The following is a 24671-nucleotide window of genomic DNA, read 5'->3' as shown; positions in this document are numbered from 1 at the left end:
GAAGTTCGAGATTACAAATCTCGAGTAGTTCAAGTATATAAGTTGAAGCTTATGCCAAAATCTTAGCAGCTAACCAGTCGCCAACTTCCGAAGTTTTGTAAGCTGTACCGCCATCTGCGATATCTTCAGTGACATATCCTTCCTCTAGGGAAAGATTAACCACATTGGAAATTAGTTCAGATTCTTCTTTCAAATCAAAAGCATAATCAAACATCATTGCAGCAGAAAGTATCGTTGCTAACGGGTTAGCAATATTCTTCCCTTTCGCTTGTGGATAAGATCCGTGAATTGGCTCGAATAATTTCACACCTAAACCTAAAGAAGCAGATGGCATCAAGCCCATAGATCCTGAGATCACAGAAGCCTCGTCAGTCAAGATATCACCGAATAAGTTTTCTGTAATTAACACATCGTAAGCTTTTGGCCACTGAATCAAGCGCATCGCTACCGCATCTACGAATTCATATTCTACCTTCACATCTGGATATTCTGGAGCAAGCTCCTGTACGGTCTCTCTCCAAAGTCTGGAAGTCGCCATCACGTTTGCTTTATCCACGCAAGTCAGGAGTTTTCTTCTTTTTTGCGCAGCTTCAAAGCCCATTCTCGCCAAGCGTACAATCTCAAATTTGCTGTACACATTAGTGTCAAATGCCTTGTCGCCTTGCTCGTTTCTTCCTCTTGGCTCGCCGAAGTAAATCCCGCCAGTTAATTCTCTGAAGAACACCAAATCCACACCATCCACACGATCCAACTTCAAAGGAGATTTGTGTACCAAAGAAGGAAAAGTGAACGTAGGTCTTACGTTGGCAAACAAGCCAAGTTTCTGACGCATCAACAACAATCCTTGCTCAGGACGAACCTTTGCCTTAGGATCATTATCATATTTAGGATCTCCGATTGCTCCGAAAAGAACCGCATCCGAAGCTGCAGCGATTTCATGAGTAGCATCTGGATAAGGCTGGCCAGTCGCGTCAATTGCGGCAGCACCTACTATTGCCTCCTTAAAAGTGATTTTGTGTCCGAATTTCTGGCCGATAGCTTTCACTACTTTCACAGCCTGGTCGATTACTTCAGGTCCGATGCCGTCACCCGGCAACAGCGCGATATTCATTTCCATAAAACTTGGATTCTTCTTTCGTTGGTGTTTGATTGAATGATTCGACGATGTTCAGCATTTTCTCTGTGGCCATCATCGCAGCCACTGTTTGATCAGGGTCTAACCCCTTTGTCTTAAATATTTTTCCATAATCCCACGTGATGACAGTCTCTACGAAAGCATCGGTTTTTCCTCCAGGAGGAATGGAAACATGGTAATCGATCAACTTTGGTAGTTGTCTTTTTCGTGATTTGTAGATCTTTTTGATAGCTCGCATGAATGAATCATACTGTCCATCTCCAGTGGCTGTGGCATCGTATGATTTTCCATAAATATTTAATCTAAGTTGCACAGATGGCTTCAATCCCTTGGAATGAGTCATGTGATAGCCTTCGATGTGGATATTTTTGGAAATGGAATTGTTCTGTAGCACATCAGAAATGATGTATGGCAAATCTTCCGTAGTCACTCGCTCTTTCTTGTCTCCCAGCTCAATTATGCGCTGAGTTACTTTGGTTAATTCATCCTGCTCCAAAGAAATCCCAAGTTCTTCGAGATTCTTTAGGATATTGGCTTTACCGGAAGTTTTGCCAAGGGCATATTTCCTCTGCCTACCAAATCGCTCTGGAAGGAGATCATTGAAATATAGATTCTTCTTATTATCCCCATCGGCATGAATTCCTGCTGTTTGAGTGAACACATTTTCGCCTACCACAGGCTTATTTGCCGGGATATGTTGACCAGAAAATTGCTCTACTAGTTTACTTACACGGTAGATTTTTTGCTCTTTCACACCGATTTCTAAATCAGTGAAATCTTTGATCACTGCCACTACTGATTCTAGAGGAGCATTTCCTGCTCTTTCTCCTAAACCATTCACTGTCGTATGAATCCCGGAGGCACCGTGCATAATAGCTTCCATGACATTTGCGATCGAGAGATCATAGTCATTGTGCGCATGGAAATCAAAATGCGTATTAGGAAACTCCGTGGTGATTTGTATGAAATATGTTTTGGTTTCTTCAGGAGAAAGTAGTCCTAAAGTATCCGGAAGCATGATTCTTTTCACCGGTTGCGTAGTCAAAAACGCGATCAAATCGATTGTGTATTCCGGAGAATTACGCATACCATTTGACCAGTCTTCTAGGTAGACATTTATGTCGATTCCATTCTCCTGAGCATATTCTATGCTCTTTTGTATGTCTTCAAAATGCTGCTCTGGTGTTTTTTTGAGTTGATGAGTTAGGTGATTTAGCGAGCCTTTGGTGAGTAGGTTCATCACTTTGGCACCGGCTTTAAGTAACCAGTCCACCGAAGCGGGAGTATCTACAAAGCCCAATACTTCCACCCGGTCTAGGTAGCCTTTTTCGGCCGCCCAATGGGTGATTTTCTGTACACCTGCCAACTCTCCATCTGAAACTCTTGCTGAAGCCACCTCTATACGGTCCACCTTCAATTCATCCAGCAAAAGTTTAGCGATTTGCAGCTTTTCAGAAGGCAAAAAGGAAACGCTTGAGGTCTGTTCTCCATCCCTCAGCGTTGTATCCATTATTTCTATGCGCTTCCCTGCGGTCATTTCCACTTATTTATCTGCTGCGAAAGCCTCGATTTCATCAGACATACTCAACAAGTAGTCGATGTCGTCGAAGCCATTTTGCATGTTGTCTTTTTTGTATTCATTGATGTCAAAAGATTCAGATTCGCCTGTGGAATCCAATGTGATCTTCTGAGAAGGAATATCAACGGTGATAGTTTCAGCAGGATTCGCTGTAACTGCATCCATCAGTTTGTCAGAAAACTCTGGCGAAACTGTCACTGGCAATACTCCAATATTCAAGCAGTTATTTTTGAAGATATCTGCGAAAAAGCTGGAGACTACACATCTGAATCCGTAATCATACAATGCCCAAACTGCGTGCTCTCGGCTAGATCCAGAACCGAAATTTCTGCCAGAAACCAAGATTTTACCACTGTAAGTTGGATCGTTCAAGACAAAATCCTTTTTAGGATTGCCTTCCACATCATATCTCCAGTCACGGAATAGATTGTCTCCGAAACCTTCACGCTCAGTAGCCTTCAGGAATCGAGCTGGGATGATCTGATCTGTATCCACATTGTCTGTCGGTAAAGGAACCGCAGTGCTCGTGAGAACAGTAAATTTATCGTAAGCCATTTTTTATTGATTGAAAGATTGAAACATTGGAAAATTGAAAGATTTGATCGGTACTTAAGCCTTGCTTACCGATTCAAACTCGTACTTCCCATTTCTGACTTCGTATTTTTAATTTTGAAATACTTCTCTTGGGTCGCAGATTACGCCAGCAATGGCGACTGCTGCTACAGTCAAAGGAGATGCGAGCATTGTTCTAGCTCCAGGTCCTTGACGACCTTCGAAGTTTCTGTTAGACGTAGAAACTGCATATTTTCCAGAAGGAATTTTGTCATCGTTCATCGCTAGACAAGCTGAACAGCCCGGCTGACGAAGTTCGAATCCTGCTTCTTCCAAGATTTTCACCAATCCTTCTTCATGGGCCATTTTCTCAACTTCGCGAGAACCTGGTACAATCCAAGCAGTGATGTTGTCAGCTTTCTTATGGCCTTTTACATATTCAGCTACAGATCTGATATCTTCAATTCTTCCGTTGGTACAAGACCCTACGAATACGAAATCAACCTTTTTACCTTTGATGGCTTCACCTGGCTCAAAGCCCATGTAGGCTAGAGACTTTAGGTAAGAAGTTTTGTTACTTCCTTCCATTCCTTCAGTAGTCGGGATATTTCCTTTCACTTTGATACCCATACCTGGATTAGTACCGTAGGTGATCATCGGCTCAATATCCGCAGCATCGAAGTGATATTCTTTGTCGAAAACAGCACCTTCGTCTGTTTTCAAAGTTTTCCAGTAAGCAACAGCTTTATCCCAGTCTTCACCTTTTGGAGCGTAGTCTTTACCTTTTAGATACTCGAAAGTAGTCTCATCAGGAGCGATCAAACCACCACGTGCACCCATCTCAATAGACATGTTACACACAGTCATTCTTGCTTCCATAGAAAGGCTTCGAATTGCTGATCCAGCATATTCCACAAAGTATCCCGTAGCACCTGCTGCTGAAATCTGAGCGATCACATAAAGAATCAAATCTTTAGATGTCACTCCTTTACCAGCCACTCCATCAATGGAGATTTTCATTTTCTTGGCTTTGGACTGCATGATACACTGTGTAGCAAGTACCATCTCTACTTCAGAAGTACCGATGCCGAAAGCAATAGCTCCGAAGGCACCGTGAGTAGATGTATGGCTATCGCCACATACGATCGTCATACCAGGCTGGGTGATGCCTAGTTCTGGACCGATCACGTGTACAATCCCGTGATGTGCAGATCCTAAATCGTGAAGTTCGATGCCGTGTTTGGCACAGTTCTCACGAAGTCTTTCTACCTGCATGCGGGAAAGCTTGTCTTTTATAGTTTTGTCCTGATCTACCGTAGGAACGTTGTGATCAGGTGTAGCTACTGTTCTGCTTGGATTTTTAACTCCTATTCCACGCTTTTCCAGATTAAGGAAAGCTACTGGAGAAGTCACTTCATGGATAAAATGCTTATCGATGAAGAATACATCTGGCCCAGCAGGAACGGATTTCACTACGTGAGCATCCCAGATTTTATCAAATAATGTTGTCTTTTCCATAATTATGCGGTCGCGTATTCTTTGACCGGTATTTTATTGAGTGCATCGACAAAAGCCTGAGCTGATGCCAAAACGATGTCAGTATGAGAAGCAAAACCATAGTAAGGCTTGTCTCCTTTGATTAATCTCATGTGAACTTTAGCCACGTCATCACTTCCATGTGTAATGGCTTGGATTAGGAATTCTTCCAGTTCAACTGCTGGCTTGGCGCTTTTTTCAATTGCCTTGAGTACAGCATCCACAGGTCCGTTGCCATGAGCGGTAGAGGTATGTTCCTCATCACCTATCTTCAAAGATACCTGAGCTTGGATAGTCCCGTTGGAAGAATAAGTAACTTTACCTAGTTCAATGAAATTTGAGTCTTCTACGTATTTGCCTACCAATCCTAAAAGATCTTTTCGGCCAATATCTCTCTTGCTATCAGCAAGAATCAAGAATTCCTCATATACTTCACGAAGTGCTTCACCTTCTAATTCTACTCCTAATGCATCCAAGTGATGCTTCAAGGCAGCTCTTCCAGATCTGGCTGTCAATACGATAGTTGACTCACCTACACCCACATCTTTAGGGTCGATGATTTCGTAATTTTCTCTATGCTTCAATACACCATCTTGGTGAATTCCTGATGAGTGGGCAAAAGCGTTTCTGCCTACAATAGCCTTGTTTGGCTGCACAGGCATATTCATCAATTTGGAAACCAATCGGCTGGTATTGTAGATTCTAGGAGTGACGATTTCAGTATGGACATCAATTGATTTATGACATTTGATTGCCATTACCACTTCCTCCATAGAAGTATTGCCAGCTCTCTCGCCTATACCATTGATAGTCACTTCTACCTGACGTGCTCCATGTTGTACACCAGATACGGTATTGGCAGTAGCCATCCCGAGGTCATTATGACAATGGGTAGCAATGATAGCTTTATCGATATTTGGCACATTATTTCTCAAACTAGCGATAATAGCACCGTATTGCTCTGGAAGGCAATATCCAGTCGTATCAGGAATATTGACAACTGTAGCTCCAGCTTTGATCACTTCCTCAATGATCTTGTTCAAGAAGTCTTCATCTGCACGTCCTGCATCTTCAGCATAAAACTCCACGTCGTCTACAAATCGTCTGGCAAACTTCACTGCTGCCACACCCCGAGCAATGATATCCTCGGGAGTGGAGCGCAGTTTGAATTGAATATGATAAGGAGAAACACCAATACCCGTGTGAATCCTGCCTTTTTTAGCGAATTTGAGGGACTGAGCCGCTACTTCGATATCTTTTTCAACAGCTCTGGAGAGGGCACAGATAATCGGGTTTGATACTGCCTTTGAAATCTCGAGGACAGAATTGAAATCTCCTGGACTCGAAATAGGAAAGCCGGCTTCGATAATATCTACACCTAGTTCTTCCAGCGCTTTTGCTACCACAATCTTCTCCTGGGTATTCAGCTGACACCCGGGTACTTGCTCCCCATCTCTCAGGGTAGTGTCAAATATCCATAGCTTCTCACTCATAATTCTTGGGGGTTTTTATATTAATTATTTTCTGGTCTCAATTGACGGACGACAGCACCTGCCTGCCACATTTCAGAATCTCTCAATTCTTTCAATTCAGCTTCCAATTTCACTCTGTAATCATCTTTAGAGTTAGAGTCGATAGACTTCTGAGCCTCTTGTCCAGATTTTACACTAGCATATAATTCTTCGAATACTGGCTTAGTAGCATCTCTGAAAGGTTTCCACCAATCCAAAGCACCTCTTTGTGCAGTAGTGGAGCAGTTGGCGTACATCCAATCCATACCATTTTCAGCTACCAATGGCATCAATGACTGAGTCAATTCTTCCACTGTTTCGTTGAACGCTTCTGAAGGAGTGTGACCATTTGATCTAAGTACCTCATACTGAGCTGCGAAAATACCCTGGATAGCACCCATCAAGGTACCTCTTTCTCCAGTCAAATCGGAAGTTACTTCACGGTAGAAATCTGTCTCGAACAAATACCCTGAACCAACACCGATACCTAGAGCTACAACACGGTCATAAGCTTTGCCAGTTCCATCCTGATAGATTGCATAAGAAGAGTTCAAGCCTCTACCTTCTACAAACATTCTTCTCAATGAAGTACCAGAACCTTTTGGAGCTACCAAGATTACATCTACGTCAGCTGGAGGGATGATGCCAGTTTTGTCTTTGTAAGTCACACCGAAACCGTGAGAGAAATACAAAGCTTTACCTGGAGTAAGGTGCTTCTTTACTGTTGGCCAAAGAGCAATCTGCCCTGCATCAGAAAGAAGGAATTGAAGGATAGTGCCTTTTTCACAAGCTTCTTCCAATTCGAAAAGTGTTTCGCCAGGAACCCAGCCATCAGCTACAGCTTTGTCCCAAGTTTTGGAGCCTTTACGCTGACCTACAATCACGTTGAATCCGTTGTCTTTCAAGTTAAGCGCCTGACCTGGACCTTGAACACCGTAACCTAATACTGCGATCACTTCGTCCTTGAGTACTTCTCTTGCTTTTTCTAGTGGAAATTCTTCCCTAGTTACTACGTTTTCTTCTGTTGAGCCGAATTTTAATTTCATGAGCTTTTTTATTTATTACTAGTGTTTAATAGGTTCCCTCGGAATCCTTTTTTGGTTTATTATTATTTGACAAAACTGTCAATTGTCAACATTCTTTTTGCGACAGCTACTCTGCCAGATCTCGCAAACTCTAAGAGGCCGTAACCTTTTAAGATTTCCAGCAATTCCTGGGTTTGCTCCTTGTGACCTGTCAGTTCCAAGACAACAAAGTCTGGTTCTGCGGCGATGATCTTGGCGTTATGCTGGCGAATTATTTTTTCCAATCCTCCGTCTAATCTCGAAACAGGGATTTTGTACAATGCGATCTCCTGATAGACTACGCTTTCATCTTCATGGTAAAAAGCCTTGATCACATCGATGATTTTTTCGATCTGATTGACTAGCTGAATGACCGTGTCTTCCGAAGCGGTCACCTCTATCGTGATCCGATGGATCCCTTCCAGGCGACTTTCTGAGGCTGTAAGTGCATCGATATTGATACCTCTACGGGTAAAAATAATGGTGATGCGATTTAGAATACCGATGAAATTCTCGGTAATAACGAATATGGTATATCGTTTCATTTAGGGTTGGTTTAGCTAAGTCTAACCTCTTCCACTGAACAGCCAGTGGCAATCATTGGGAATACATTATCTTCTTTTTCCACTACTACTTCGAGGAAATAAGGTCCATCGTGAATCAGCATATCTTCAATTGCTTCCTGTAGATCACCACGTTCGGTGACTTTCTGAGCTTGAATATTATATGCCTCAGCTATTTTGACAAAATCAGGGTTATCAAGTTCGGTAAATGAGTAGCGCTTGTCAAAGAACATTTGCTGCCACTGTCTTACCATTCCAAGGAAGTTGTTATTAAGCAAAACAATCTTCACTGGAGCTTTGGTCTGCATAATCGTACCTAGTTCCTGGATAGTCATCTGAATACCTCCATCACCTACCACACAAACCACCTGTCTGGAGAAATCATACATCTGAGCTCCCAGTGCTGCTGGAAGTGCAAATCCCATGGTTCCCAAACCGCCAGAAGTAACTTGAGTTCTTGGTTTTTTGTAATTGAAATATCGCCAAGCAATCATTTGGTGCTGACCAACGTCAGTTACTAATATCGCATCGTCTGCTTTGTATTGGTTGATTTGGTGAATTACTTCTCCCATAGTCAAGCCAGCCTTGGTAGGCTTCAAATCAGGCTGTATTACAGTCGCATTCTCTTGATCAGCCAACTCTTGGAATTTAGCCATCCAGTCTGGATAAGCATTTACATTAACAGCGTCAGCAAGTAAACTTAAACTATCTTTACAGCTACCAAGCACGGCTACTTCGCATTTTACGATCTTATTGATTTCTGCAGGGTCAAGCTCCAGGTGAATCACTTTTGCCTGTTTAGCGTAGCGCTTCAAGTCACCAGTTACTCGATCATCAAACCTCATCCCAACTGCGATTAAAACGTCGCATTGATTAGTCAGTAAATTTGGAGCATAGTTTCCATGCATACCAAGTTTACCAACATAATTTGGGTGATCTTCAGAAAGGGCTCCTGATCCAAGCAGCGTAGATGCTGCAGGTATGCCTGACTTATCCAAGAAAGCTTTCAGTTCTTCCTCTGCTTCTCCCAGAACTACTCCTTGACCAAAAAGCAAATAAGGTCTCTTAGCCATATTGATCAAAAATGCAGCTTCTTGGATTGCTGACTTCTCCACAGGAATATGCGTCCTATAAGATCTGAAACCTAAGCATTTGCTATAATTGAACTCGCCAAAATTAGTCTGAGCATCTTTAGTAATGTCAATCAATACTGGCCCTGGTCTTCCTGACTTAGCTATATAAAAGCCTTTGGCTATAGCTGGAGCGATGTCCTCTACTCTTCTGACCTGGATATTCCATTTGGTCGCAGGCATAGAGATGCCTACTACGTCAGTTTCCTGAAAAGCATCTGTGCCAAGTAGATGGGAAGCAACTTGTCCCGTGATACAAACCAAAGGTGTACTATCGATTTGAGCATCTGCCAATCCTGTAATCAAATTAGTAGCACCAGGTCCTGATGTGGCAATACAGACTCCTACTTTACCTGATACTCTAGCATATCCTTGTGCAGCATGGATAGCTCCTTGCTCATGGCGTGTCAGGACATGTCTTAGTTGATCATGATAATCATGTAATGCATCATAAACTGGCATTATTGCCCCTCCGGGATATCCGAAGATTATTTCCGCATTCTCGGCAATGAGTGATCTAACAACGATGTCAGCTCCTCTTATCATTGAATCCTTCATGGGTTTAGAATTTGTCTGTTACGCAACCTTCGGATGCGGTCGATACTAATTTGTTGTATTTCTTTAATGTTCCCTGCAAATCGGAGACGTCTTTTTGTTTCCAGGATTTCTTTCTTTCGGCTAACTCTTCATCGGAGACGGCTACAGAAAGCTTCAATCCTACAGCATCAATAGTTATAATATCTCCATTCTGTACTAATCCTATCGGCCCACCACTCCAAGCTTCAGGAGTCACGTGTCCTACTACAAATCCGTGCGTGCCACCTGAGAACCTTCCATCTGTGATCAAGGCCACGTCTGCCCCTAATCCAGCTCCAATAATCATTGAAGTAGGCTTTAGCATTTCTGGCATTCCAGGACCTCCTTTTGGACCAATATTTCTAATGACAAGTACTTCGCCTTTTTGCACTTTATGATCTCGAATTGCATCATTTGCCTCTTGCTCTGAATCAAATACATGAGCTGGGCCAGTAAAGGCATTACCTTCCTTACCTGTGATTTTAGCTACTGCTCCTTCTGGTGCCAAATTGCCATCTAGGATACACAAGTGTCCAGTAGCTTTGATAGGAGTTTCTAATGGATGAATTACGTTCACCATGGAAACAGTCACTGGTTCTATATCTTTTAGATTTTCTTCTACTGTTTTTCCCGTCACAGTCATACAGTCTCCATGTAAGAAACCGTTTTGCAACATGTACTTCATGAAAGCAGGTACACCACCTTGCTCGTGAAGGTCTTCCATCATGAATTTTCCTGATGGTTTGAAATCACCAAGCATCGGCGTTTTCGCATTGATCGCTTTGAAATCCTCAATGTTAAAATCCACTTTGGCAGTTCTTGCTATCGCGATGATGTGCATTACTGCATTGGTACTTCCGCCTAAAGCGATCGCAACAGTGACTGCATTCTCAATACTTTTTCTAGTAATGATGTCGCTAGGCTTGATGTCCTTTTCCAATAGGACTCTCATGTATTTGTTTACTTCACGACATTCTCTAAGTTTCTCTGGAGAATTTGCCGGATAAGAAGAAGAGTAAGGCAACGACATGCCCATTGCTTCAATAGCAGATGACATGGTATTTGCCGTGTACATTCCGCCGCAAGCACCTTGTCCAGGACAAGAATTACGCATCACTCCATCGTAGTCCTCATCTGAGATGTTGCCATTGACTCTTTTTCCAAAAGCTTCGAATGCTGAGACGATGTTCAGCTTTTCTCCCTTGTAATTACCGGAGGCGATAGTACCACCATAGACCAAAATACCCGGTCTGTCAGTACGTATCATTCCCATAACCGCGCCTGGCATATTCTTATCACAGCCAGCCACAGATACACAACCATCGAACGAGTGGCCAATGATAAACGACTCAATAGAATCAGCGATGATTTCTCTCGAAACCAAGGAATAGCGCATTCCCAGCGTACCCATAGTGGTTCCGTCAGAGATCCCAATGGTATTAAAAACCAAACCGGTCAGATCATGCTCTTGAGAGGAGGCTTTGATCAGACCGGCAAAGTCGTTCAAGTGCATGTTGCAGGGGTTACTTTCATAACCACAACTGGCTATCCCTACAAATGGCTGTTTCATTTTCTTATCGCTCATACCAGTAGCGTAAAGCATGGCTTTACCTGCTGGATGCTCGTCATTGTCGCTTATTTCCCAACTGTGTTTTTTCAGGGTCATATTCATGGGGTATAAAAAAAGTGCCTCAGGTTAGTGAGGCACTTCAGATTTTTTTTTATTTCATTATAAAGAATAGTCTAGTGCCTCACATTTAAAATCCAATGAGAATAATTACGCTTAGCAAAATGACTACTTTATACATACTATTTTTCGAGGTTACCTCCGACTTGATGCCGAAGTACATGACAAACTTAAAACCGAATTTTCAGACTTACAATATTTAATTTTACATTTTTCAAGTTACTCAGATAAAAAATGCAGGTAAAATTTATTTTTTCAAAATAAAAATCTTCAATACCTGCTATTTACCCCTGTTTTACAGCAAATGATTTGTCTAAATTTTCGATTTTCAAAATTTTGTACTGATTTCAAGTTTCTTCAACTTAATGCAAAAGTTATTCTCTTTTTTTTAATAAGAAAAATGATATACCACATTTACTTCAATAAATGCTAGATTTTTTACCGAATTCTCAATTGGAGAAAAATTCAAATCCCCTGATTTTTATTCTATTTTTGAGCAAACATTCAATTCAATGATTTCATTTCCAAACGCTAAGATCAACTTAGGTCTCCATATTACTGCTAAAAGAAAAGATGGATACCACGATATAGAGAGCTGTATGTATCCTATTCCTCTTTTGGATGCTCTGGAAATGGTCATCGATACCAAGAAAACCACTTTTACCACTACTGGGCTGGAAGTCCCTGGCGATTCCAAAGACAATCTTATCCTCAAGGCTTATCAGCTTCTCAAGAAAGACTTTCCAAACTTGCCTCATCTAGCGATTCACCTTCATAAAAACATTCCGATGGGTGCTGGACTTGGAGGCGGGTCAGCGGACGCAGCATTTGCGTTGAATCTCATGAATAATCTCTTTGATCTGATCTTGGATGATTTCTTTCTCGAAGAGTATGCTGCCCAACTCGGATCTGACTGTGCTTTCTTTATAGAGAATACGCCGAAAATCGCCAGAGGGAGAGGAGAACTTTTGGAAACAGTGGAACTAGACTTGAAAGGGACTCACCTGGTTTTGATTAATCCAGGAATTCACATTGGGACCAAAGAAGCATATGCAGGGGTGACTCCAGCTGCGGCAAAAGTAAAGCTTGAAGAGGTTTTGGCAGACAAAAGTAGATGGAGAAACGAGCTAGTAAATGACTTTGAGGCAAGCATATTTCCTAATCATCCCGAGATCGTCTCTATAAAAGAGAAGCTATATGAAAATGGAGCTTATTACGCGGCTATGTCGGGTTCTGGCTCTTCGGTATTCGGATTGTTTGATGAGAAGCCACGTCAGATTGGTTGGGATAAGAGCTATTTTCAAGTTGAGGAATTGTTATAAAACACTAAAAATAAAAGAGTTAGTCAGACTGTTGGTTCAGAGTTTTGTTGTTTATATTTTTAAATCATAAATATAAAACGCAATGGCAACTTACACTAGTACACTTCCCGACGACCTCCTTCAAAGGCTCGCCGATTATGCTAAAAAGCTTTCTCTGCCAAAGAATAAATTGATGTAAAATGCGCTGAATCTCTATTTGGATCATCTAAAAAGAGCTGAATATGTCAAATCTTACAACAAAGCAGCTCAGGATGATGATATTCTAATGGTGGCAGAAGAAGGAATGGAAAATTATCTAAAGCAAATCGAAGATGAAGCAGGGTGATATCTGGATGACTGATCTAAATCCTGTAATAGGCTCGGAGCAATCGGGCCATTAGTGATCCTAAGTGGTAATCACGGCTCCTCTAACTTCCAAAATCAAAAGCTATCAGGGAAATCCAATTCTAAAACCATCTCCGAAAAATGGTTTGAAGATCGAGTCTGAACTCATGGTATTTCATGTCCGATCAATTTCAAAGGATAGACTTATCGAAAAAATAGGGGAAATATCAACTGATGAATTGAAAACGGCGCTAGCAACTCTGAAGGATATTACAACGCTTTAGAACCTTTCAACCTAGCGGCCTCACTGGCTTCCTTCTTTTATTTATATAATTCAGTACAGGGTAAGTCAGCACTGATACCAGGATAATCCCAGTCCCTAAGTAAAATTGTGGAGTCATTTTTTCGCTTTCTCCAAAAATGAGAACGGCCAAAATTATTCCGTAAACTGGCTCAAGGTTTACGGTTAGGTTGATCGAAAAGACTGAAAGTCTCTTCATCAATTCCACTGAAACCGAAAATGCGTAGACCGTACAAATCCCTCCAAGTATAAAAAGCCAAAACCAGTCGTAACCAACCCAAGTTAACTTTAGGCCTTCATCTGTCATGAAATTAGAATAGATGGGCATAAACAGAAGTGTAAACAAACAGGCTCCAGCCATCTCGTAGAAAGTGATCTGATAAGGATGGTGTTTGTGTGCTAGCTTACTATTCAGAACTGAAAAAACTGCCGCCAAGAAAGAAGATGCCAATGCCATACTTAGTCCAAGCCAATAGCCGGACTCAAAGCTGAAAATCACCAAAAGACCCGAAATCACCATCAAGCCAAGCCCAACTTCATACCATTTGATCTTGGTACGATTGAAGAGAGGCTCCACGAAAGCAGTCCAAAGTGAGGTTGTCGCCATTCCTGCTAAGCAAACAGACGCGGTAGAAACCTGTGCGGACCAGAAAAACAAAATCCAGTGCATGGCAATGACAAATCCAACCCCAGTGACTTTGATCATGTCTGGAAAAGGCATGAGTAAGTTTTTCTTTTTCAAGAGGAAAAGGCCAGCAACTCCAATAGCTGCAATCAGAGTTCTATAAAATACCAGTTCTATAGCAGGGAGGCTGATCAGCAGACCCAGAATAGCGGTGAATCCCCAAATGAGTACAATCAAATGGAGCATCAAGTAATCCTTGATCGTAGCGTTCATCTAGCGCGGGACTGTTTTGTAAAGTAGAAGACCTGTCAAACCAAAAATAATATTTGGTAGCCAAACTGCAAAAATGGGATAGGTTGCTCCATTTTCCGCGAAAGTTCTGGATAGGATAAATAAGATAATGTATACGAATGCCAACAAAAAGCCCATCGCGATCTGGAAACCAGACCCACCACGAGTTTTTCTTGCGGACATAATTACGCCTATAAAAGTTAAAATGATGGCGGCAAAAGGAGACATAAAGCGCACATAGCGCTCAATTTTATAAAAGCCAACATTGTCCGCTCCCCTTGCTTCCAAGATTTTAATCTGTTTGCTTAGTTCAGGAAGTGTTAATGTCTCATGATGATTTGGAGGTAAGTCAAAGTCCTCAGGCCGAATAGAAAGTGTAGTATCTAGTTCTTCCCCATAAGAATAAATCTCCTTTCGTTCCCTTAATTCCCTAAGTTTCCAGTTCCGAAGAGTCCAGACTCGCTTGGCAGTATCCCATTCTATTCTATCTGCAGAGAGCTTATCCACTAATTCTCCATCCTTGATGGTCTCAAGCGTGAAACTATGTCCGGTATTTGTAATCTTGTAAAACCGACTGATAAATGCATAAGAGTATTCTCCAACTTTGATATGAGAATTGGATTCAGAAGAGGTTTTTTCCTTATCTAAATAGGTGATTCGGAACTTTGTTACGCCTTCTGTTGCTCCAGGCAACACCCAGCCATTCAATAAAAAACTCACGCTACCGATCATAATTGCAGCAAAGAGAAAGGGTCTTAGCATTCTCATGAAGCTTACTCCGCTGCTCAGTATGGCAATGATCTCAGTTCTTCCAGCCATTTTGGAAGTGATAAAAATAACAGAGATAAAGACCGTGATAGGAGTCAATAGGTTATTCAAATACAAACCGTAATTAATCATGTACTTGAATATCTCACTAGAAGGCACCTCATTTCGGATGTAGGAGTCATTCTTCTCGGTGAAATCCAAAACCAAAACCACCAGAATCAACATGACCACTACGAAGAAGTAGGTCTTGAGAAAATCCTTGATGATCAGGTTGTCGAGTATCTTCATATTAGAGTCTGGTGCTCACTTTCTTTACCATTTGATCCTTCCAAACGGCAAAATCGCCTGCTAGGATATGTTCTCTAGCTTGGCCAACAAGCCACAGGTAAAAACTCAGATTATGTATACTGGCAATTTGCGCAGCCAATATTTCCTTACTGATGGTCAAATGCCTCAAATATGCTTTAGTGTAAAAGGTGCTCACGTAACCTCCGATGGCTGGATCTATGCCGGTAAAGTCATCCTTCCACTTTTCGTTTCGGATATTGATAAATCCTTCAGAAGTGAAAAGCATGCCGTTTCTGGCATTACGGGTAGGCATTACGCAGTCAAACATATCCACTCCCAGAGCGATGCATTCCAGAATATTTGCCGGAGTTCCTACTCCCATCAAGTAGCGCGGCTTGTCCTTAGGTAGAATATCAGTGACTAATTCCGTCATCTCGTACATCATCTCAGCCGGCTCTCCTACCGAAAGCCCACCGATTGCATTTCCTTGTTGATTGGTCGATGCGATGAATTCTGCACTTTGGGTACGCAAATCCTTGTAGACAGATCCTTGAACGATAGGAAAAAGTGTTTGATTGTAGCCGTATTTCCCTTCTGTCTCATCAAATCTGCCAATACAACGTGTCAACCAGCGATGCGTCATTTCCATAGAATTTCTTGCATAGCCGTACTCGCATGGATAAGGAGTGCATTCATCAAAAGCCATAATGATATCAGCACCGATTGTACGCTGAATATCCATGACATTCTCTGGAGTGAAATGATGCTTGGAGCCATCTATATGTGACTTGAACATCACACCATCTTCCTTGATTTTGCGTGTTCCGGAAAGAGAAAAAACCTGGTATCCTCCGCTGTCTGTCAAGATTGGTTTTTCCCAACCATTGAACTTATGGAGGCCTCCAGCTTTCTCCAGCACGTCCAGTCCTGGTCTCAAATATAAATGGTAGGTGTTTCCAAGGATGATTTGAGCCTTGATATCCTGATCTAATTCCCGCTGATGAACGGCCTTCACAGAACCAGCAGTGCCCACGGGCATAAAAATGGGAGTTTGAATATCACCATGATCGGTTTTTACTACACCTGCTCTGGCTTTGCTTTTGGAATCACTGTATTCTAAGGTAAACTTCATATCTATAAAGGGTTGCTGGAGAGACATTCTACAGACTGTCCCGTTCAGCCCACAAAAATATACGCTTATTCTTAAATGGTTTGCTGATTTTGATTTTATATTTGCGCAGCAAAATCGACCTATGGGCCTATTTTTACTTTGGTTATTCTTCGGTATCGGAATACTTGTTCAGGTAGTTTACCTGTTATTTATTTTTGGTAAGACTGCCTTTTACTCGGGCAATAAATCTCAATCTACTTCGCCAAATGAAGAAGGGGTGACCGTGGTCATTTGTGCTCACAATGAGTTTTCAAATCTTAAGACGCTCATTCCCAAGATATTCGAACAGGATTATCCCGCTTTCGATGTAATGGTAGTCAATGATCGTTCCTCCGATAGTACCAAGAGATTGCTGGAGAAAATGATGGAGAATTATCCAAAACTTCGATCTGTCACAGTCAAATACACACCAGCACACCTGACTGCAAAGAAGTACGCGCTCACCCTTGGTATCAAAGTAGCCAAAAACGATATTATTTTGTTGACTGATGCAGATTGTCTGCCGCAATCTGATCAATGGATTCGGAAAATGACTGCGCCGGTAAGAAATCACAATAAAACTTTTGCTGTTGGTTTCTCTGGATATGAACAAAAACCAGGATTTTTAAATAACTGGATTCAATTCGAAACCTTGCTGACAGCACTTTATTACATGTCCTTCGGTCTATGGAGAAGACCTTTCATGGCAATTGGAAGGAATTTATGCTATCGCAAAGAGTTCTTTATGGAAGTAAAAGCATTCAAAGGACTTTGGCATATAGAAGGTGGGGATGATGATCTTTTTATAAATCAGTATGCCAGTGGGAGAAACACTACAATTGTTATAGATCCTGAAGCGAATACGATTTCCAAGCCAAAAGAGACCAGTAAGGAATACTTGATTCAAAAGAAAAGGCATATGAATGCTGGAAAGTATTACCGGAGTGAAGACAAGAGAAAGATTGGATTATATACCTTTTCTCATGCATTATTCTGGATTGGAGGGGTAGGATTGCTTATTTATTTCGGTTTAGCGGAAAGCTGGGAACATTTTTCCGTTGTTTTCGGTATTATCCTATTGAGATCTATTCTTGTTGTCCGAATTTTCAAAGCGGCAGAAAGGAAGATCCAAGGAACTAAACCACCGAAAAACATCTGGATGCTTGATTTCTTGTATTTAGGTTACTTTTGGATTTTAGGGACTATATCCCACCAGGCAAAAGACATCCAATGGAAATAAACGAACGCGGTTTTTCTAAGAAAGCACTCGAAGATTTTGAGTTAATCGATCAGGCCGTACAGCACCAAGATCAGCAAGCGTACGCTTCTTTGATGAAGCGCTACAAAAAGGCCGTTTATTACATGATCTTGAAAATGATCCGAGATGCAGATGATGCAGAGGATTTGACGATGGAGGCTTTCGCAAAAGCGTTCAAAAATCTGCATCGCTTCAAAAAAGATTACACCTTTTCTACTTGGCTTTTTAGAATTGCCACGAATAATACCATTGATTTTATCCGTAAGAAGAAGCTCAAAACCATGAGCTTGAATACAACCATGTCGGATGATGGAGGGAATTCCGTAACGATCGATGTGGAAGATGATGATAACAATCCGCAAGATGAATTCATCCGTACACAGCGGATCGAGATGGTGCGGATCTTTGTGGATAAGCTTCCTGCGAAATACAGAAAACTCGTACAGCTCCGCTACTTTGACGAGCTGTCCTACGAAGAGATAGCCCAAGAATTGGAAAAACCGCTAGGGACAGTGAAAGCACAACTTCACCGCTCTAGAGAATTACTATACGAAATTGCCGCAGGCAAAGAAAAACACATTTAATGAACTCCGGTACTCAACTTATCCAGTCTTATTTCCCAGACCTTACTGAGGTTCAGTTAGCGCAATTCGACAACCTTCAGGAGCTATACGAAGATTGGAACTCCAAGATCAACGTGATATCTCGCAAGGACATGGAGCATTTCTATGTGCATCATGTGTTGCATTCCCTAGGGATAGTGAAAGTGATGCCCTTCGAACCAGACACCAAAATCCTTGATATTGGCACTGGAGGTGGTTTCCCAGGAATTCCTCTAGCGATCATGTTTCCTGAGACACATTTTCATTTGGTCGATTCTATTGGGAAAAAGATCACGGTAGTAAAGGACGTGGTGAAGCAGCTTGGACTTACCAATGTAGAAGCACAGCAAGCCAGAGCTGAGGAGTTGGTTAGAAAATATGACTTTGTGATCAGTCGGGCAGTGACTCGAATGGCTAATTTTTATCCTTGGGTGAAAAACAAAATCCGTAAGGAAGATGTAAGCGAATTTGCCAATGGCATTCTCTATCTGAAAGGCGGAGAGGTAGACGAGGAAATGGAGGAATTGGACAAATCTTACGTGGTTTATCACATGCAGGACTACTTCAAAGAGGCATATTTTGAGACCAAAAAAGTGATCTATATTCCTTGGGAGGAGAAGAGATAAATAATCGGCTTGATCAATTAAGAGGGCTAACCAAAAGTGGCCTACATAAGATTTTCACTATTTCTTATGTAGGCCACTTTTATTTTTTTCAAGAAAGCTGATTTTCTTTGGACAGTGCTCTTGGTCTTGAAATATCAAATTTTTTCTAACAGCCTGAAACGTAATTAATGCTATGATTTATTTTTGCGAAGCAAATACAAGCCAACAAACATGATCAGTCCGTTCAAGATCAGCGCTTCAAAGCCAAACTTGTAGCCCCAGAATAGTTCTTCTGAATTGGATGCTATCGCAAAAGTCAGTAATGGAGCAAATATAGCTAGGTAAGGCACGAACTTGTCTTTGACCTGATACTTCGTGAATAAGCCAAAAGCATAAAGCCCAAGCAGCGGGCCATAAGTGTATCCCGCAATCACAAAGACGGAATTGATCACACTCTGATTATTGATCCAGTGAAAAGCCATAATCACTAAGAACATTACAAAGGTGAATACGATGTGAACTTTCTTGCGAACGGAAACACGCTTTTCCGCAGGATATCTTTTTTCAATCTCTAGAAAATCTATGCAAAATGAGGTTGTCAAGGCTGTCAGTGTAGAGTCAGCGCTGGAATAAGCTGCCGCTGTGATACCTAACACGAACACAATTCCTGCAAAAGGTGAGAAATATTCTGTAGCCAGAAGAGGGAAAAGCTCATCCGTTTTAGTTGGTATCTGCACGCCCTGAGTTTCAGCATATAGAAAAAGCAACACGCCCAAAGCCAAGAAAAGTAAGTTTACGAAGACCAGAATTGTCGTAAACCAGAACATATTTTTCTGAGCATCGCCGATATTTTTGCAAGTCAAATTCTTTTGCATCATGTCCTGATCTAAGCCAGTCATCACGATAGTAATAAATGCACCAGAGATAAATTGCTTGAAGAAATTCGTGCCTGATTTCCAGTCCCAATTGAATATCTGGGAGCGCGGGTCATTCGAGACTGTTTTCACATAATCACTCACTCCGTCGAAGTTCAAAGCATTTCCCACGGTAATCACGCAAACCACGACTGCAGCAAGCATAAAGAATGTCTGCAGCGTATCCGTCCAAACGACAGTTTTGATGCCTCCACGGTGCGTATATAGCCAGATCAAGCCGACTGTGATCAACACTGAGACCCAAAATGGAATGCCTAATGAATCGAACAGAATAAGTTGCAAGACACTCGCGACTAAAAACACGCGAATCGATGAACCTAAAGTTCTTGAAAGAATAAAGAAAAAAGCACCGGTCTTATAAGACCAAAAGCCAAATCTATCTTCTAGGTAGGAATAGATCGACACTAAATTTAGCCGATAATAGAGAGGCAACAGCACTTTGGCAATCACGAAATATCCAAGCGTATAGCCCAAAACAACTTGGAAGTAAAAGAAGTTAGAATTACCGACTTCTCCGGGAACCGAGATGAACGTAACTCCTGATAGTGAGGCGCCTATCATTCCAAATGCTACCAGGAACCAAGGAGATTGGCGATCTCCCGTGAAGAAAGTATCGGCAGAAACTTTACGTGAAGTGAACCAGGAAATAAGGAATAGAAGTAAAAAATAACAACAGATTACCAGGAGGACTAATTGGGAATTCATAAATCGTATTGAAGTGGGTTCGCTAAGTTGTCCAATATTCTTAATTTTGCAAAATGAATCATTCAAACGACCCATTTCCATATATCGAAGAATCAGAAGTTCTGGTGGAGGATTTGATAGATGTTGAATCCAACGACCTGATTGTGTACAATGACGAATTCAACACATTCGATCATGTCATCAAGATATTGATGAAAGTCTGCAAGCACAACATAGAGCAAGCAGAGCAATGCACGATCACGATCCACTACAGGGGAAAATGTGCAGTAAAAAAAGGCAGTATTACAGAGCTAAAACCTATGTGTGAGGCTATATTAGATGCTGGAATCCAAGCCGAAATCGTTTAAAACCACTCACAATTGAATTTCCCTTCCAAACTGATAGAAGATGCTGTCACCGAAATCTCCCGACTTCCGGGAATTGGTAAGAAGACCGCACTTCGCCTAGCACTTCATCTTCTCAAGCAGCACGAGGCAAACACTGAAGCTTTGGCTTTGGCAATCACTCGTATGCGTACTGAGATCCAATATTGCAAAACCTGCCATAATATTTCGGATGCAGAAGAATGCAGTATTTGCATCAGTCATCGCCGAGACGGTGCCATTCTTTGCGTGGTAGAGGATATTCGTGATGTGCTGGCTATAGAAAATACGAATCAGTTTCAGGGGAAATACCATGTGCTAGGAGGAGTGATTTCTCCCATTCAAGGTATTGGGCCGGAGGAATTGAAGATAGAATCTTTGCTTTCTAGAGTGGAAGTGGCTTCGCAAAGCGAACCTATTCAAGAAGTGATTTTGGCGCTTAGCGCCACGATGGAAGGCGATACCACCTCATTCTATCTGGCAAAAAAGCTAAAGGAAAAAGGAATTAGGGTAAGTTCCATCGCGCGGGGAATCCCTGTAGGCGGAGAATTGGAATTTACAGATGAAGTCACACTTGGTCGCAGCATCATGACTCGAATTAATTATTCTACCGAGTAAAATTTCCTTTGCACAGCAAAAACCTACGTCTATATTTGCAAACCAAAAGGGGGATTAGCTCAGTTGGCTAGAGCACTTCGCTGGCAGTGAAGGGGTCAACGGTTCGAATCCGTTATTCTCCACTTTTGAAAAGCTTCACAGAAATGTGGAGCTTTTTGTATTTATTCTCTATTTAGCTCAGTTAGCTAGAGCATCCCGAAAGGTCAACGTTTCTCCCAATAGTATTCGGGATTCACTTTTGAAAAGCTTTACAGAAATGTGAAGCTTTTTTGTTTTTTTAGGATGCCGCTAATCTCTAGCTCGCGCAGAGCACTTTGTAGCACTTCCTTCCTCAAATCCGTATAGATAATACTTCTGAGCAATCTATAAATCGAATCGCCATGCGCAACCTATTGATTCTATTCTTGTCTGTTTCGCTTATGTTTTCTTGCGATGATAAGAATGAGTGTGAAGGGTTTGATCTGGCGAAGGAGTTTGAAATGGCCATTGGTGAGACTCTTGAAAACTGCCCTAAAAATATATCCATTACACTTATAGATATTCAAGATTCTAGATGTCCAACTGGAGGGGAATGCATTTGGCAAGGAATGATTATGATCGAAGGAATGCTTACAATTGACGGAAAAGATTATCAGCTTAAACTCAGCACAGAAGAGTTATTCAGTGGATATCCTGTCCAATTTTCCACCGAAGAATATGCAGTAAGGTTGATCGATGCCATCCCTTATCCAGACCTTAACAACCCTCACAACCCTGAAGACAAAAGAGCCATTTTAATCGTCACCAAGAGATCTACTTAAGATTGTTTAAATTCGCATGACTTTATTTCTAACTGGAAATCAACATGCGAAATCGAATTTTTATCCTTCTATTTTTACTAGCAGCAATCAGTTCGTGCTCATGCAATCCTGAGAACATCGCAAAATTCGCTTTCAAAGGAATGGAAGCAATGATGGGTGAAGGATTTATGCCTTCTGAGGAAATCAGGATGCTGGGGAATTTCCAAGGAATGAATGTAAATCTGAGTAAATCAACTACAGATGATTCAACTACTTCTACCATTTATCTGAAATTACAAAATGGCGACCCGCTTATTCTAGGAAATCAGCCAGAAATTCTTGCCCGAAAGTGTGCAGAACTTTATCTCCGAGATTTTGAAAAAGCGACAGAATATCAGCAAATTACTGTGCAGTTTATTCAAACAGACCCTACAAATCCTGAGAATGTTGCCATGCAGGAGTACATGTTTGACACAAAAGATTTTAACTAAACCTATTTAATCCATGGAATTACCAAACGAATACAAAAAGCCACCTACCTCATTGGGGGATTGGATAATAGCCGTTCTGATAAAACGCATTCCTTTGATCGGTCTCATCATGCTGATCATATGGGCGACGGACAAAGAGACTGATCCAGAGAAGGCCAAATGGGTCAAGGCGGAATTGATAGTCAAACTTATAATCTTCGCTGCAGTAATAATTTTTATAGCTGTTATTGGCTTTGGTGTATTTGCCAATTTTGCTGATGATGTCAACTGGTCCGACTTCGATTAATGGAAATAAAAGCTTTTTGCTCTGATATTGACGGCACACTCCTCAATTCAGTGCGCGATCTATCACCTCGCCTCAAAGCCGTAGTGGCAGATTTACCCGTAAATTTTCCTGTGATTCTTGCCAGTTCTCGCATGCCGGATGCCATGCGCCATTTACTTCATGACTTAAAGCGAACTCCACAGCCTTTGATTTCCTACAACGGTGGCTATGTGCTCAGTGCGGATGGAGAAGTGCTTGAAGACGTTAGCATTCCTGTGGGTTTGGTTTCCAAAATCCTTCAACTCACACAAAAAACGGATATCCATGTGAGTTTGTATCAGGGTGAAAATTGGTATGAGGAAAAAGATGATTACTGGTCCCAGCGTGAGGTAAAAAACACAAAAGTTCAATGTAGTTGGCTTCCTGGCCAGGACGTGTTGGATCTTTGGTCAAAGGACAATTCTGGTGCTCACAAAGTAATGTGCATGGGAGAATCTAATGAGATGGCCTGGCTTTTTGGAGAATTGCACTCAGAACATTCGCTTGACTTGCATTTGTATAGATCCAGTGAAACCTATCTGGAAATTGCCCCAAAAGCTATTTCTAAAGCCACAGGTTTGAAGAAGATTCTATCACATTCCTATGATTTTGGGATGGACTCAGTTGTCGCTTTTGGAGACAATTATAACGACATAGACTTGCTGCAATCGGTAGGTTGGGGAGTCGCAGTAGATAATGCACGAATGGAAGTCAAAGCTGTAGCCAACGAAATTACTCACCACAACAAAGAAGATGGAGTAGCTGCTACGCTGGAGAAAATTCGAGATTTGAAATTTGTAGTTGGCTCGGGATTCTAGGTTCTTGATTCTAAAATCTTGGATCTATAATATTCCCGATCCACCTTCTACATCCTCAATTGCCTGAGTCAAAAACTCCTGAAGAGGTCTCATTTTCTGAAAGCCATCTAAAGCGATGTTGAGGAAGTTTCCTGATTCTATGTCACGATCTGAGATTTTGGAAGAAACTGTAAAGCTCTTCAACCTCAAGTATTCTATAAACTCGTGATCAGCCTCGTAATCTCGGGGACTGGTCTTGAGTTTTTCTCCTTCGATTTGACCAAAAAGTGATTTGAATGCTGCATTGCTTTCAATTTTGGCGAGTTCTGCTCCTGAGTAATCAATTTCCTTTCGGATTTTTTTCAAGGTCTCAGCTTGAGGCATCCAAATTCCTCCCGCCAAAAATGAATTGTTTGGTTGGATCTGGAGGTAATATCCTGGCCCCTCCGACTTCTTTCCTTTTGGAGAAAAGTATGCCCCAAAATTGGATTTATAGGGGGCTTTATTCGCTGAGAAGCGAATGTCTCTATTTTGCCTGAACACACATTCTTTGGGCTGAAAAACCAGCATAGCCGGTTCCCACTCACCAATCCCTTTGAGCAGAACTCCCACGTCTTCCAGAAACTCAGCTCTTGTTTCCAAGTACCACTTCTTGTTGGCATCCATCCATTCTTTGGAGTTATGTTCGGCTAGGGCGGCTAGAAAAGGCAAGTATGGACGCATTATTTTTGTTTTTTGTGATTAATGAAACCTTAAAATCGTCAATGCTCTGACATGGGAGTAAACTTTATTGAAGCAAAATTGATTTCAATT

Annotated in this window: 26 protein-coding genes and 1 tRNA gene; 13 read left to right on the top strand and 14 right to left on the bottom strand. The window is 41.6% G+C overall.

The features are described 5' to 3' along the window. Nucleotides 1-49: 49 nt before the first annotated feature. The 9 genes from leuB to ilvD form a co-directional block, all read right to left on the bottom strand. A complete protein-coding gene (leuB, locus tag BM291_RS15475) occupies nucleotides 50-1117 on the bottom strand; it encodes a 3-isopropylmalate dehydrogenase (RefSeq protein ID WP_092899036.1) in 1068 nt (355 codons plus the stop codon). Continuing rightward, nucleotides 1086-2672: an alpha-isopropylmalate synthase regulatory domain-containing protein gene (locus BM291_RS15470; RefSeq protein WP_092899034.1), complete on the bottom strand. Its 1587-nt coding sequence runs from the start codon at nucleotides 2670-2672 to the stop codon at nucleotides 1086-1088. Before BM291_RS15470 ends, leuB begins: the two co-directional genes overlap by 32 nt. Before the next feature lie 6 nt (nucleotides 2673-2678). Beyond that, a complete protein-coding gene (gene leuD / locus BM291_RS15465; protein WP_092899032.1) occupies nucleotides 2679-3269 on the bottom strand; it encodes a 3-isopropylmalate dehydratase small subunit in 591 nt (196 codons plus the stop codon). A gap of 108 nt (nucleotides 3270-3377) precedes the next feature. After that, nucleotides 3378-4784: a 3-isopropylmalate dehydratase large subunit gene (gene leuC / locus BM291_RS15460; protein ID WP_092899030.1), complete on the bottom strand. Its 1407-nt coding sequence runs from the start codon at nucleotides 4782-4784 to the stop codon at nucleotides 3378-3380. A 2-nt stretch (nucleotides 4785-4786) separates the two neighbouring features. After that, nucleotides 4787-6295, bottom strand: a complete 1509-nt coding sequence (locus BM291_RS15455) for a 2-isopropylmalate synthase (RefSeq protein WP_092899028.1) — start codon at nucleotides 6293-6295, stop codon at nucleotides 4787-4789. 20 nt (nucleotides 6296-6315) lie between these two features. Then, a complete protein-coding gene (gene ilvC / locus BM291_RS15450) occupies nucleotides 6316-7359 on the bottom strand; it encodes a ketol-acid reductoisomerase (RefSeq protein ID WP_092899026.1) in 1044 nt (347 codons plus the stop codon). 62 nt (nucleotides 7360-7421) lie between these two features. After that, nucleotides 7422-7922, bottom strand: a complete 501-nt coding sequence (gene ilvN / locus BM291_RS15445; protein ID WP_057939693.1) for an acetolactate synthase small subunit — start codon at nucleotides 7920-7922, stop codon at nucleotides 7422-7424. 11 nt (nucleotides 7923-7933) lie between these two features. Continuing rightward, nucleotides 7934-9628 (bottom strand): biosynthetic-type acetolactate synthase large subunit, encoded by a 1695-nt coding sequence (ilvB, locus tag BM291_RS15440; RefSeq protein ID WP_245786895.1) that lies wholly within the window; start codon nucleotides 9626-9628, stop codon nucleotides 7934-7936. Nucleotides 9629-9632: 4 nt separating this feature from the next. Continuing rightward, on the bottom strand, nucleotides 9633-11312 hold the full coding sequence (gene ilvD / locus BM291_RS15435) for a dihydroxy-acid dehydratase (RefSeq protein WP_092899024.1): 1680 nt from the start codon (nucleotides 11310-11312) through the stop codon (nucleotides 9633-9635). A 533-nt stretch (nucleotides 11313-11845) separates the two neighbouring features. On the opposite strand from ilvD, the gene ispE reads away from it, so the two are divergent. The 3 genes from ispE to BM291_RS15420 all read left to right on the top strand — a co-directional run bounded on the left by ispE (nucleotide 11846) and on the right by BM291_RS15420 (nucleotide 13263). Next, entirely contained in the window at nucleotides 11846-12655 is an 810-nt protein-coding gene (ispE, locus tag BM291_RS15430) for a 4-(cytidine 5'-diphospho)-2-C-methyl-D-erythritol kinase (protein ID WP_092899022.1), read from the top strand. A gap of 196 nt (nucleotides 12656-12851) precedes the next feature. Continuing rightward, the gene (locus BM291_RS22435; protein ID WP_262481224.1) at nucleotides 12852-12980 is read left to right on the top strand and encodes a hypothetical protein; all 129 of its coding nucleotides are present in this window, start codon (nucleotides 12852-12854) and stop codon (nucleotides 12978-12980) included. A gap of 64 nt (nucleotides 12981-13044) precedes the next feature. Beyond that, complete coding sequence (locus BM291_RS15420) at nucleotides 13045-13263, top strand: type II toxin-antitoxin system PemK/MazF family toxin (RefSeq protein WP_245786894.1); 219 nt, start codon at nucleotides 13045-13047, stop codon at nucleotides 13261-13263. Between the two features lie 6 nt (nucleotides 13264-13269). On the opposite strand, the gene BM291_RS15415 is transcribed toward BM291_RS15420, so the two are convergent. From BM291_RS15415 to tgt, 3 genes are read right to left on the bottom strand one after another with little or no spacing between them, the layout of a single operon-like run. Next, nucleotides 13270-14178 (bottom strand): DMT family transporter, encoded by a 909-nt coding sequence (locus tag BM291_RS15415; protein ID WP_092899020.1) that lies wholly within the window; start codon nucleotides 14176-14178, stop codon nucleotides 13270-13272. Then, the gene (locus BM291_RS15410; protein ID WP_092899018.1) at nucleotides 14179-15252 is read right to left on the bottom strand and encodes an LptF/LptG family permease; all 1074 of its coding nucleotides are present in this window, start codon (nucleotides 15250-15252) and stop codon (nucleotides 14179-14181) included. 1 nt (nucleotide 15253) lies between these two features. Then, entirely contained in the window at nucleotides 15254-16384 is a 1131-nt protein-coding gene (gene tgt, locus BM291_RS15405) for a tRNA guanosine(34) transglycosylase Tgt (protein WP_092899098.1), read from the bottom strand. Nucleotides 16385-16505: 121 nt separating this feature from the next. On the opposite strand from tgt, the gene BM291_RS15400 reads away from it, so the two are divergent. From BM291_RS15400 to rsmG, 3 genes are read left to right on the top strand one after another with little or no spacing between them, the layout of a single operon-like run. Beyond that, on the top strand, nucleotides 16506-17642 hold the full coding sequence (locus BM291_RS15400; protein WP_092899016.1) for a glycosyltransferase: 1137 nt from the start codon (nucleotides 16506-16508) through the stop codon (nucleotides 17640-17642). Continuing rightward, nucleotides 17633-18244 carry a sigma-70 family RNA polymerase sigma factor gene (locus tag BM291_RS15395; RefSeq protein ID WP_092899014.1) on the top strand — a complete coding sequence of 204 codons (612 nt, stop codon included), beginning with the start codon at nucleotides 17633-17635 and terminating at the stop codon, nucleotides 18242-18244. Before BM291_RS15400 ends, BM291_RS15395 begins: the two co-directional genes overlap by 10 nt. Beyond that, nucleotides 18244-18888 (top strand): 16S rRNA (guanine(527)-N(7))-methyltransferase RsmG, encoded by a 645-nt coding sequence (rsmG, locus tag BM291_RS15390; protein ID WP_092899012.1) that lies wholly within the window; start codon nucleotides 18244-18246, stop codon nucleotides 18886-18888. The genes BM291_RS15395 and rsmG overlap by 1 nt, the downstream gene beginning before the upstream one ends. A 170-nt stretch (nucleotides 18889-19058) precedes the next feature. Here rsmG and BM291_RS15385 read toward each other — a convergent pair whose 3' ends face one another. Next, a complete protein-coding gene (locus BM291_RS15385; RefSeq protein WP_092899010.1) occupies nucleotides 19059-20507 on the bottom strand; it encodes a sodium:solute symporter in 1449 nt (482 codons plus the stop codon). 53 nt (nucleotides 20508-20560) lie between these two features. On the opposite strand from BM291_RS15385, the gene BM291_RS15380 reads away from it, so the two are divergent. From BM291_RS15380 to BM291_RS15350, 7 genes are all read left to right on the top strand, one after another. Beyond that, on the top strand, nucleotides 20561-20854 hold the full coding sequence (locus BM291_RS15380) for an ATP-dependent Clp protease adaptor ClpS (protein WP_092899008.1): 294 nt from the start codon (nucleotides 20561-20563) through the stop codon (nucleotides 20852-20854). Between the two features lie 12 nt (nucleotides 20855-20866). Beyond that, nucleotides 20867-21487 (top strand): recombination mediator RecR, encoded by a 621-nt coding sequence (recR, locus tag BM291_RS15375; protein WP_092899007.1) that lies wholly within the window; start codon nucleotides 20867-20869, stop codon nucleotides 21485-21487. 48 nt (nucleotides 21488-21535) lie between these two features. Beyond that, nucleotides 21536-21609: transfer RNA gene (locus BM291_RS15370), tRNA-Ala, on the top strand. Nucleotides 21610-21867: 258 nt separating this feature from the next. After that, nucleotides 21868-22287, top strand: a complete 420-nt coding sequence (locus BM291_RS15365) for a hypothetical protein (RefSeq protein ID WP_139229111.1) — start codon at nucleotides 21868-21870, stop codon at nucleotides 22285-22287. 44 nt (nucleotides 22288-22331) lie between these two features. Then, nucleotides 22332-22757: a hypothetical protein gene (locus BM291_RS15360; RefSeq protein ID WP_092899003.1), complete on the top strand. Its 426-nt coding sequence runs from the start codon at nucleotides 22332-22334 to the stop codon at nucleotides 22755-22757. A 13-nt stretch (nucleotides 22758-22770) separates the two neighbouring features. Beyond that, entirely contained in the window at nucleotides 22771-23043 is a 273-nt protein-coding gene (locus tag BM291_RS15355; RefSeq protein WP_092899001.1) for a hypothetical protein, read from the top strand. Further along, on the top strand, nucleotides 23043-23879 hold the full coding sequence (locus BM291_RS15350) for a Cof-type HAD-IIB family hydrolase (protein WP_092898999.1): 837 nt from the start codon (nucleotides 23043-23045) through the stop codon (nucleotides 23877-23879). The genes BM291_RS15355 and BM291_RS15350 overlap by 1 nt, the downstream gene beginning before the upstream one ends. A 24-nt stretch (nucleotides 23880-23903) precedes the next feature. Here BM291_RS15350 and BM291_RS15345 read toward each other — a convergent pair whose 3' ends face one another. Further along, on the bottom strand, nucleotides 23904-24581 hold the full coding sequence (locus BM291_RS15345) for a DUF2461 domain-containing protein (RefSeq protein WP_092898997.1): 678 nt from the start codon (nucleotides 24579-24581) through the stop codon (nucleotides 23904-23906). Nucleotides 24582-24671 lie beyond the last annotated feature (90 nt).

Origin of the sequence: Algoriphagus aquimarinus (assembly GCF_900112005.1) — a bacterium.
Lineage (GTDB): Bacteria > Bacteroidota > Bacteroidia > Cytophagales > Cyclobacteriaceae > Algoriphagus > Algoriphagus aquimarinus.
Note: the sequence above shows the minus strand (reverse complement) of the source record. Positions and strands in the feature narration are given on the sequence as shown.

Bases quoted from the DNA above. Each gene is read 5' to 3' on its own strand.
- leuB (WP_092899036.1), bottom strand. From the start codon at position 1,117: ATGGAAATGAATATCGCGCTGTTGCCGGGTGACGGCATCGGACCTGAA.
- BM291_RS15470 (WP_092899034.1), bottom strand. From the start codon at position 2,672: ATGACCGCAGGGAAGCGCATAGAAATAATGGATACAACGCTGAGGGAT.
- leuD (WP_092899032.1), bottom strand. From the start codon at position 3,269: ATGGCTTACGATAAATTTACTGTTCTCACGAGCACTGCGGTTCCTTTA.
- leuC (WP_092899030.1), bottom strand. From the start codon at position 4,784: ATGGAAAAGACAACATTATTTGATAAAATCTGGGATGCTCACGTAGTG.
- BM291_RS15455 (WP_092899028.1), bottom strand. From the start codon at position 6,295: ATGAGTGAGAAGCTATGGATATTTGACACTACCCTGAGAGATGGGGAG.
- ilvC (WP_092899026.1), bottom strand. From the start codon at position 7,359: ATGAAATTAAAATTCGGCTCAACAGAAGAAAACGTAGTAACTAGGGAA.
- ilvN (WP_057939693.1), bottom strand. From the start codon at position 7,922: ATGAAACGATATACCATATTCGTTATTACCGAGAATTTCATCGGTATT.
- ilvB (WP_245786895.1), bottom strand. From the start codon at position 9,628: ATGAAGGATTCAATGATAAGAGGAGCTGACATCGTTGTTAGATCACTC.
- ilvD (WP_092899024.1), bottom strand. From the start codon at position 11,312: ATGACCCTGAAAAAACACAGTTGGGAAATAAGCGACAATGACGAGCAT.
- ispE (WP_092899022.1), top strand. From the start codon at position 11,846: ATGATTTCATTTCCAAACGCTAAGATCAACTTAGGTCTCCATATTACT.
- BM291_RS15415 (WP_092899020.1), bottom strand. From the start codon at position 14,178: ATGAACGCTACGATCAAGGATTACTTGATGCTCCATTTGATTGTACTC.
- BM291_RS15410 (WP_092899018.1), bottom strand. From the start codon at position 15,252: ATGAAGATACTCGACAACCTGATCATCAAGGATTTTCTCAAGACCTAC.
- tgt (WP_092899098.1), bottom strand. From the start codon at position 16,384: ATGAAGTTTACCTTAGAATACAGTGATTCCAAAAGCAAAGCCAGAGCA.
- BM291_RS15400 (WP_092899016.1), top strand. From the start codon at position 16,506: ATGGGCCTATTTTTACTTTGGTTATTCTTCGGTATCGGAATACTTGTT.
- BM291_RS15395 (WP_092899014.1), top strand. From the start codon at position 17,633: ATGGAAATAAACGAACGCGGTTTTTCTAAGAAAGCACTCGAAGATTTT.
- rsmG (WP_092899012.1), top strand. From the start codon at position 18,244: ATGAACTCCGGTACTCAACTTATCCAGTCTTATTTCCCAGACCTTACT.
- BM291_RS15385 (WP_092899010.1), bottom strand. From the start codon at position 20,507: ATGAATTCCCAATTAGTCCTCCTGGTAATCTGTTGTTATTTTTTACTT.
- BM291_RS15380 (WP_092899008.1), top strand. From the start codon at position 20,561: ATGAATCATTCAAACGACCCATTTCCATATATCGAAGAATCAGAAGTT.
- BM291_RS15365 (WP_139229111.1), top strand. From the start codon at position 21,868: ATGCGCAACCTATTGATTCTATTCTTGTCTGTTTCGCTTATGTTTTCT.
- BM291_RS15360 (WP_092899003.1), top strand. From the start codon at position 22,332: ATGCGAAATCGAATTTTTATCCTTCTATTTTTACTAGCAGCAATCAGT.
- BM291_RS15355 (WP_092899001.1), top strand. From the start codon at position 22,771: ATGGAATTACCAAACGAATACAAAAAGCCACCTACCTCATTGGGGGAT.
- BM291_RS15350 (WP_092898999.1), top strand. From the start codon at position 23,043: ATGGAAATAAAAGCTTTTTGCTCTGATATTGACGGCACACTCCTCAAT.
- BM291_RS15345 (WP_092898997.1), bottom strand. From the start codon at position 24,581: ATGCGTCCATACTTGCCTTTTCTAGCCGCCCTAGCCGAACATAACTCC.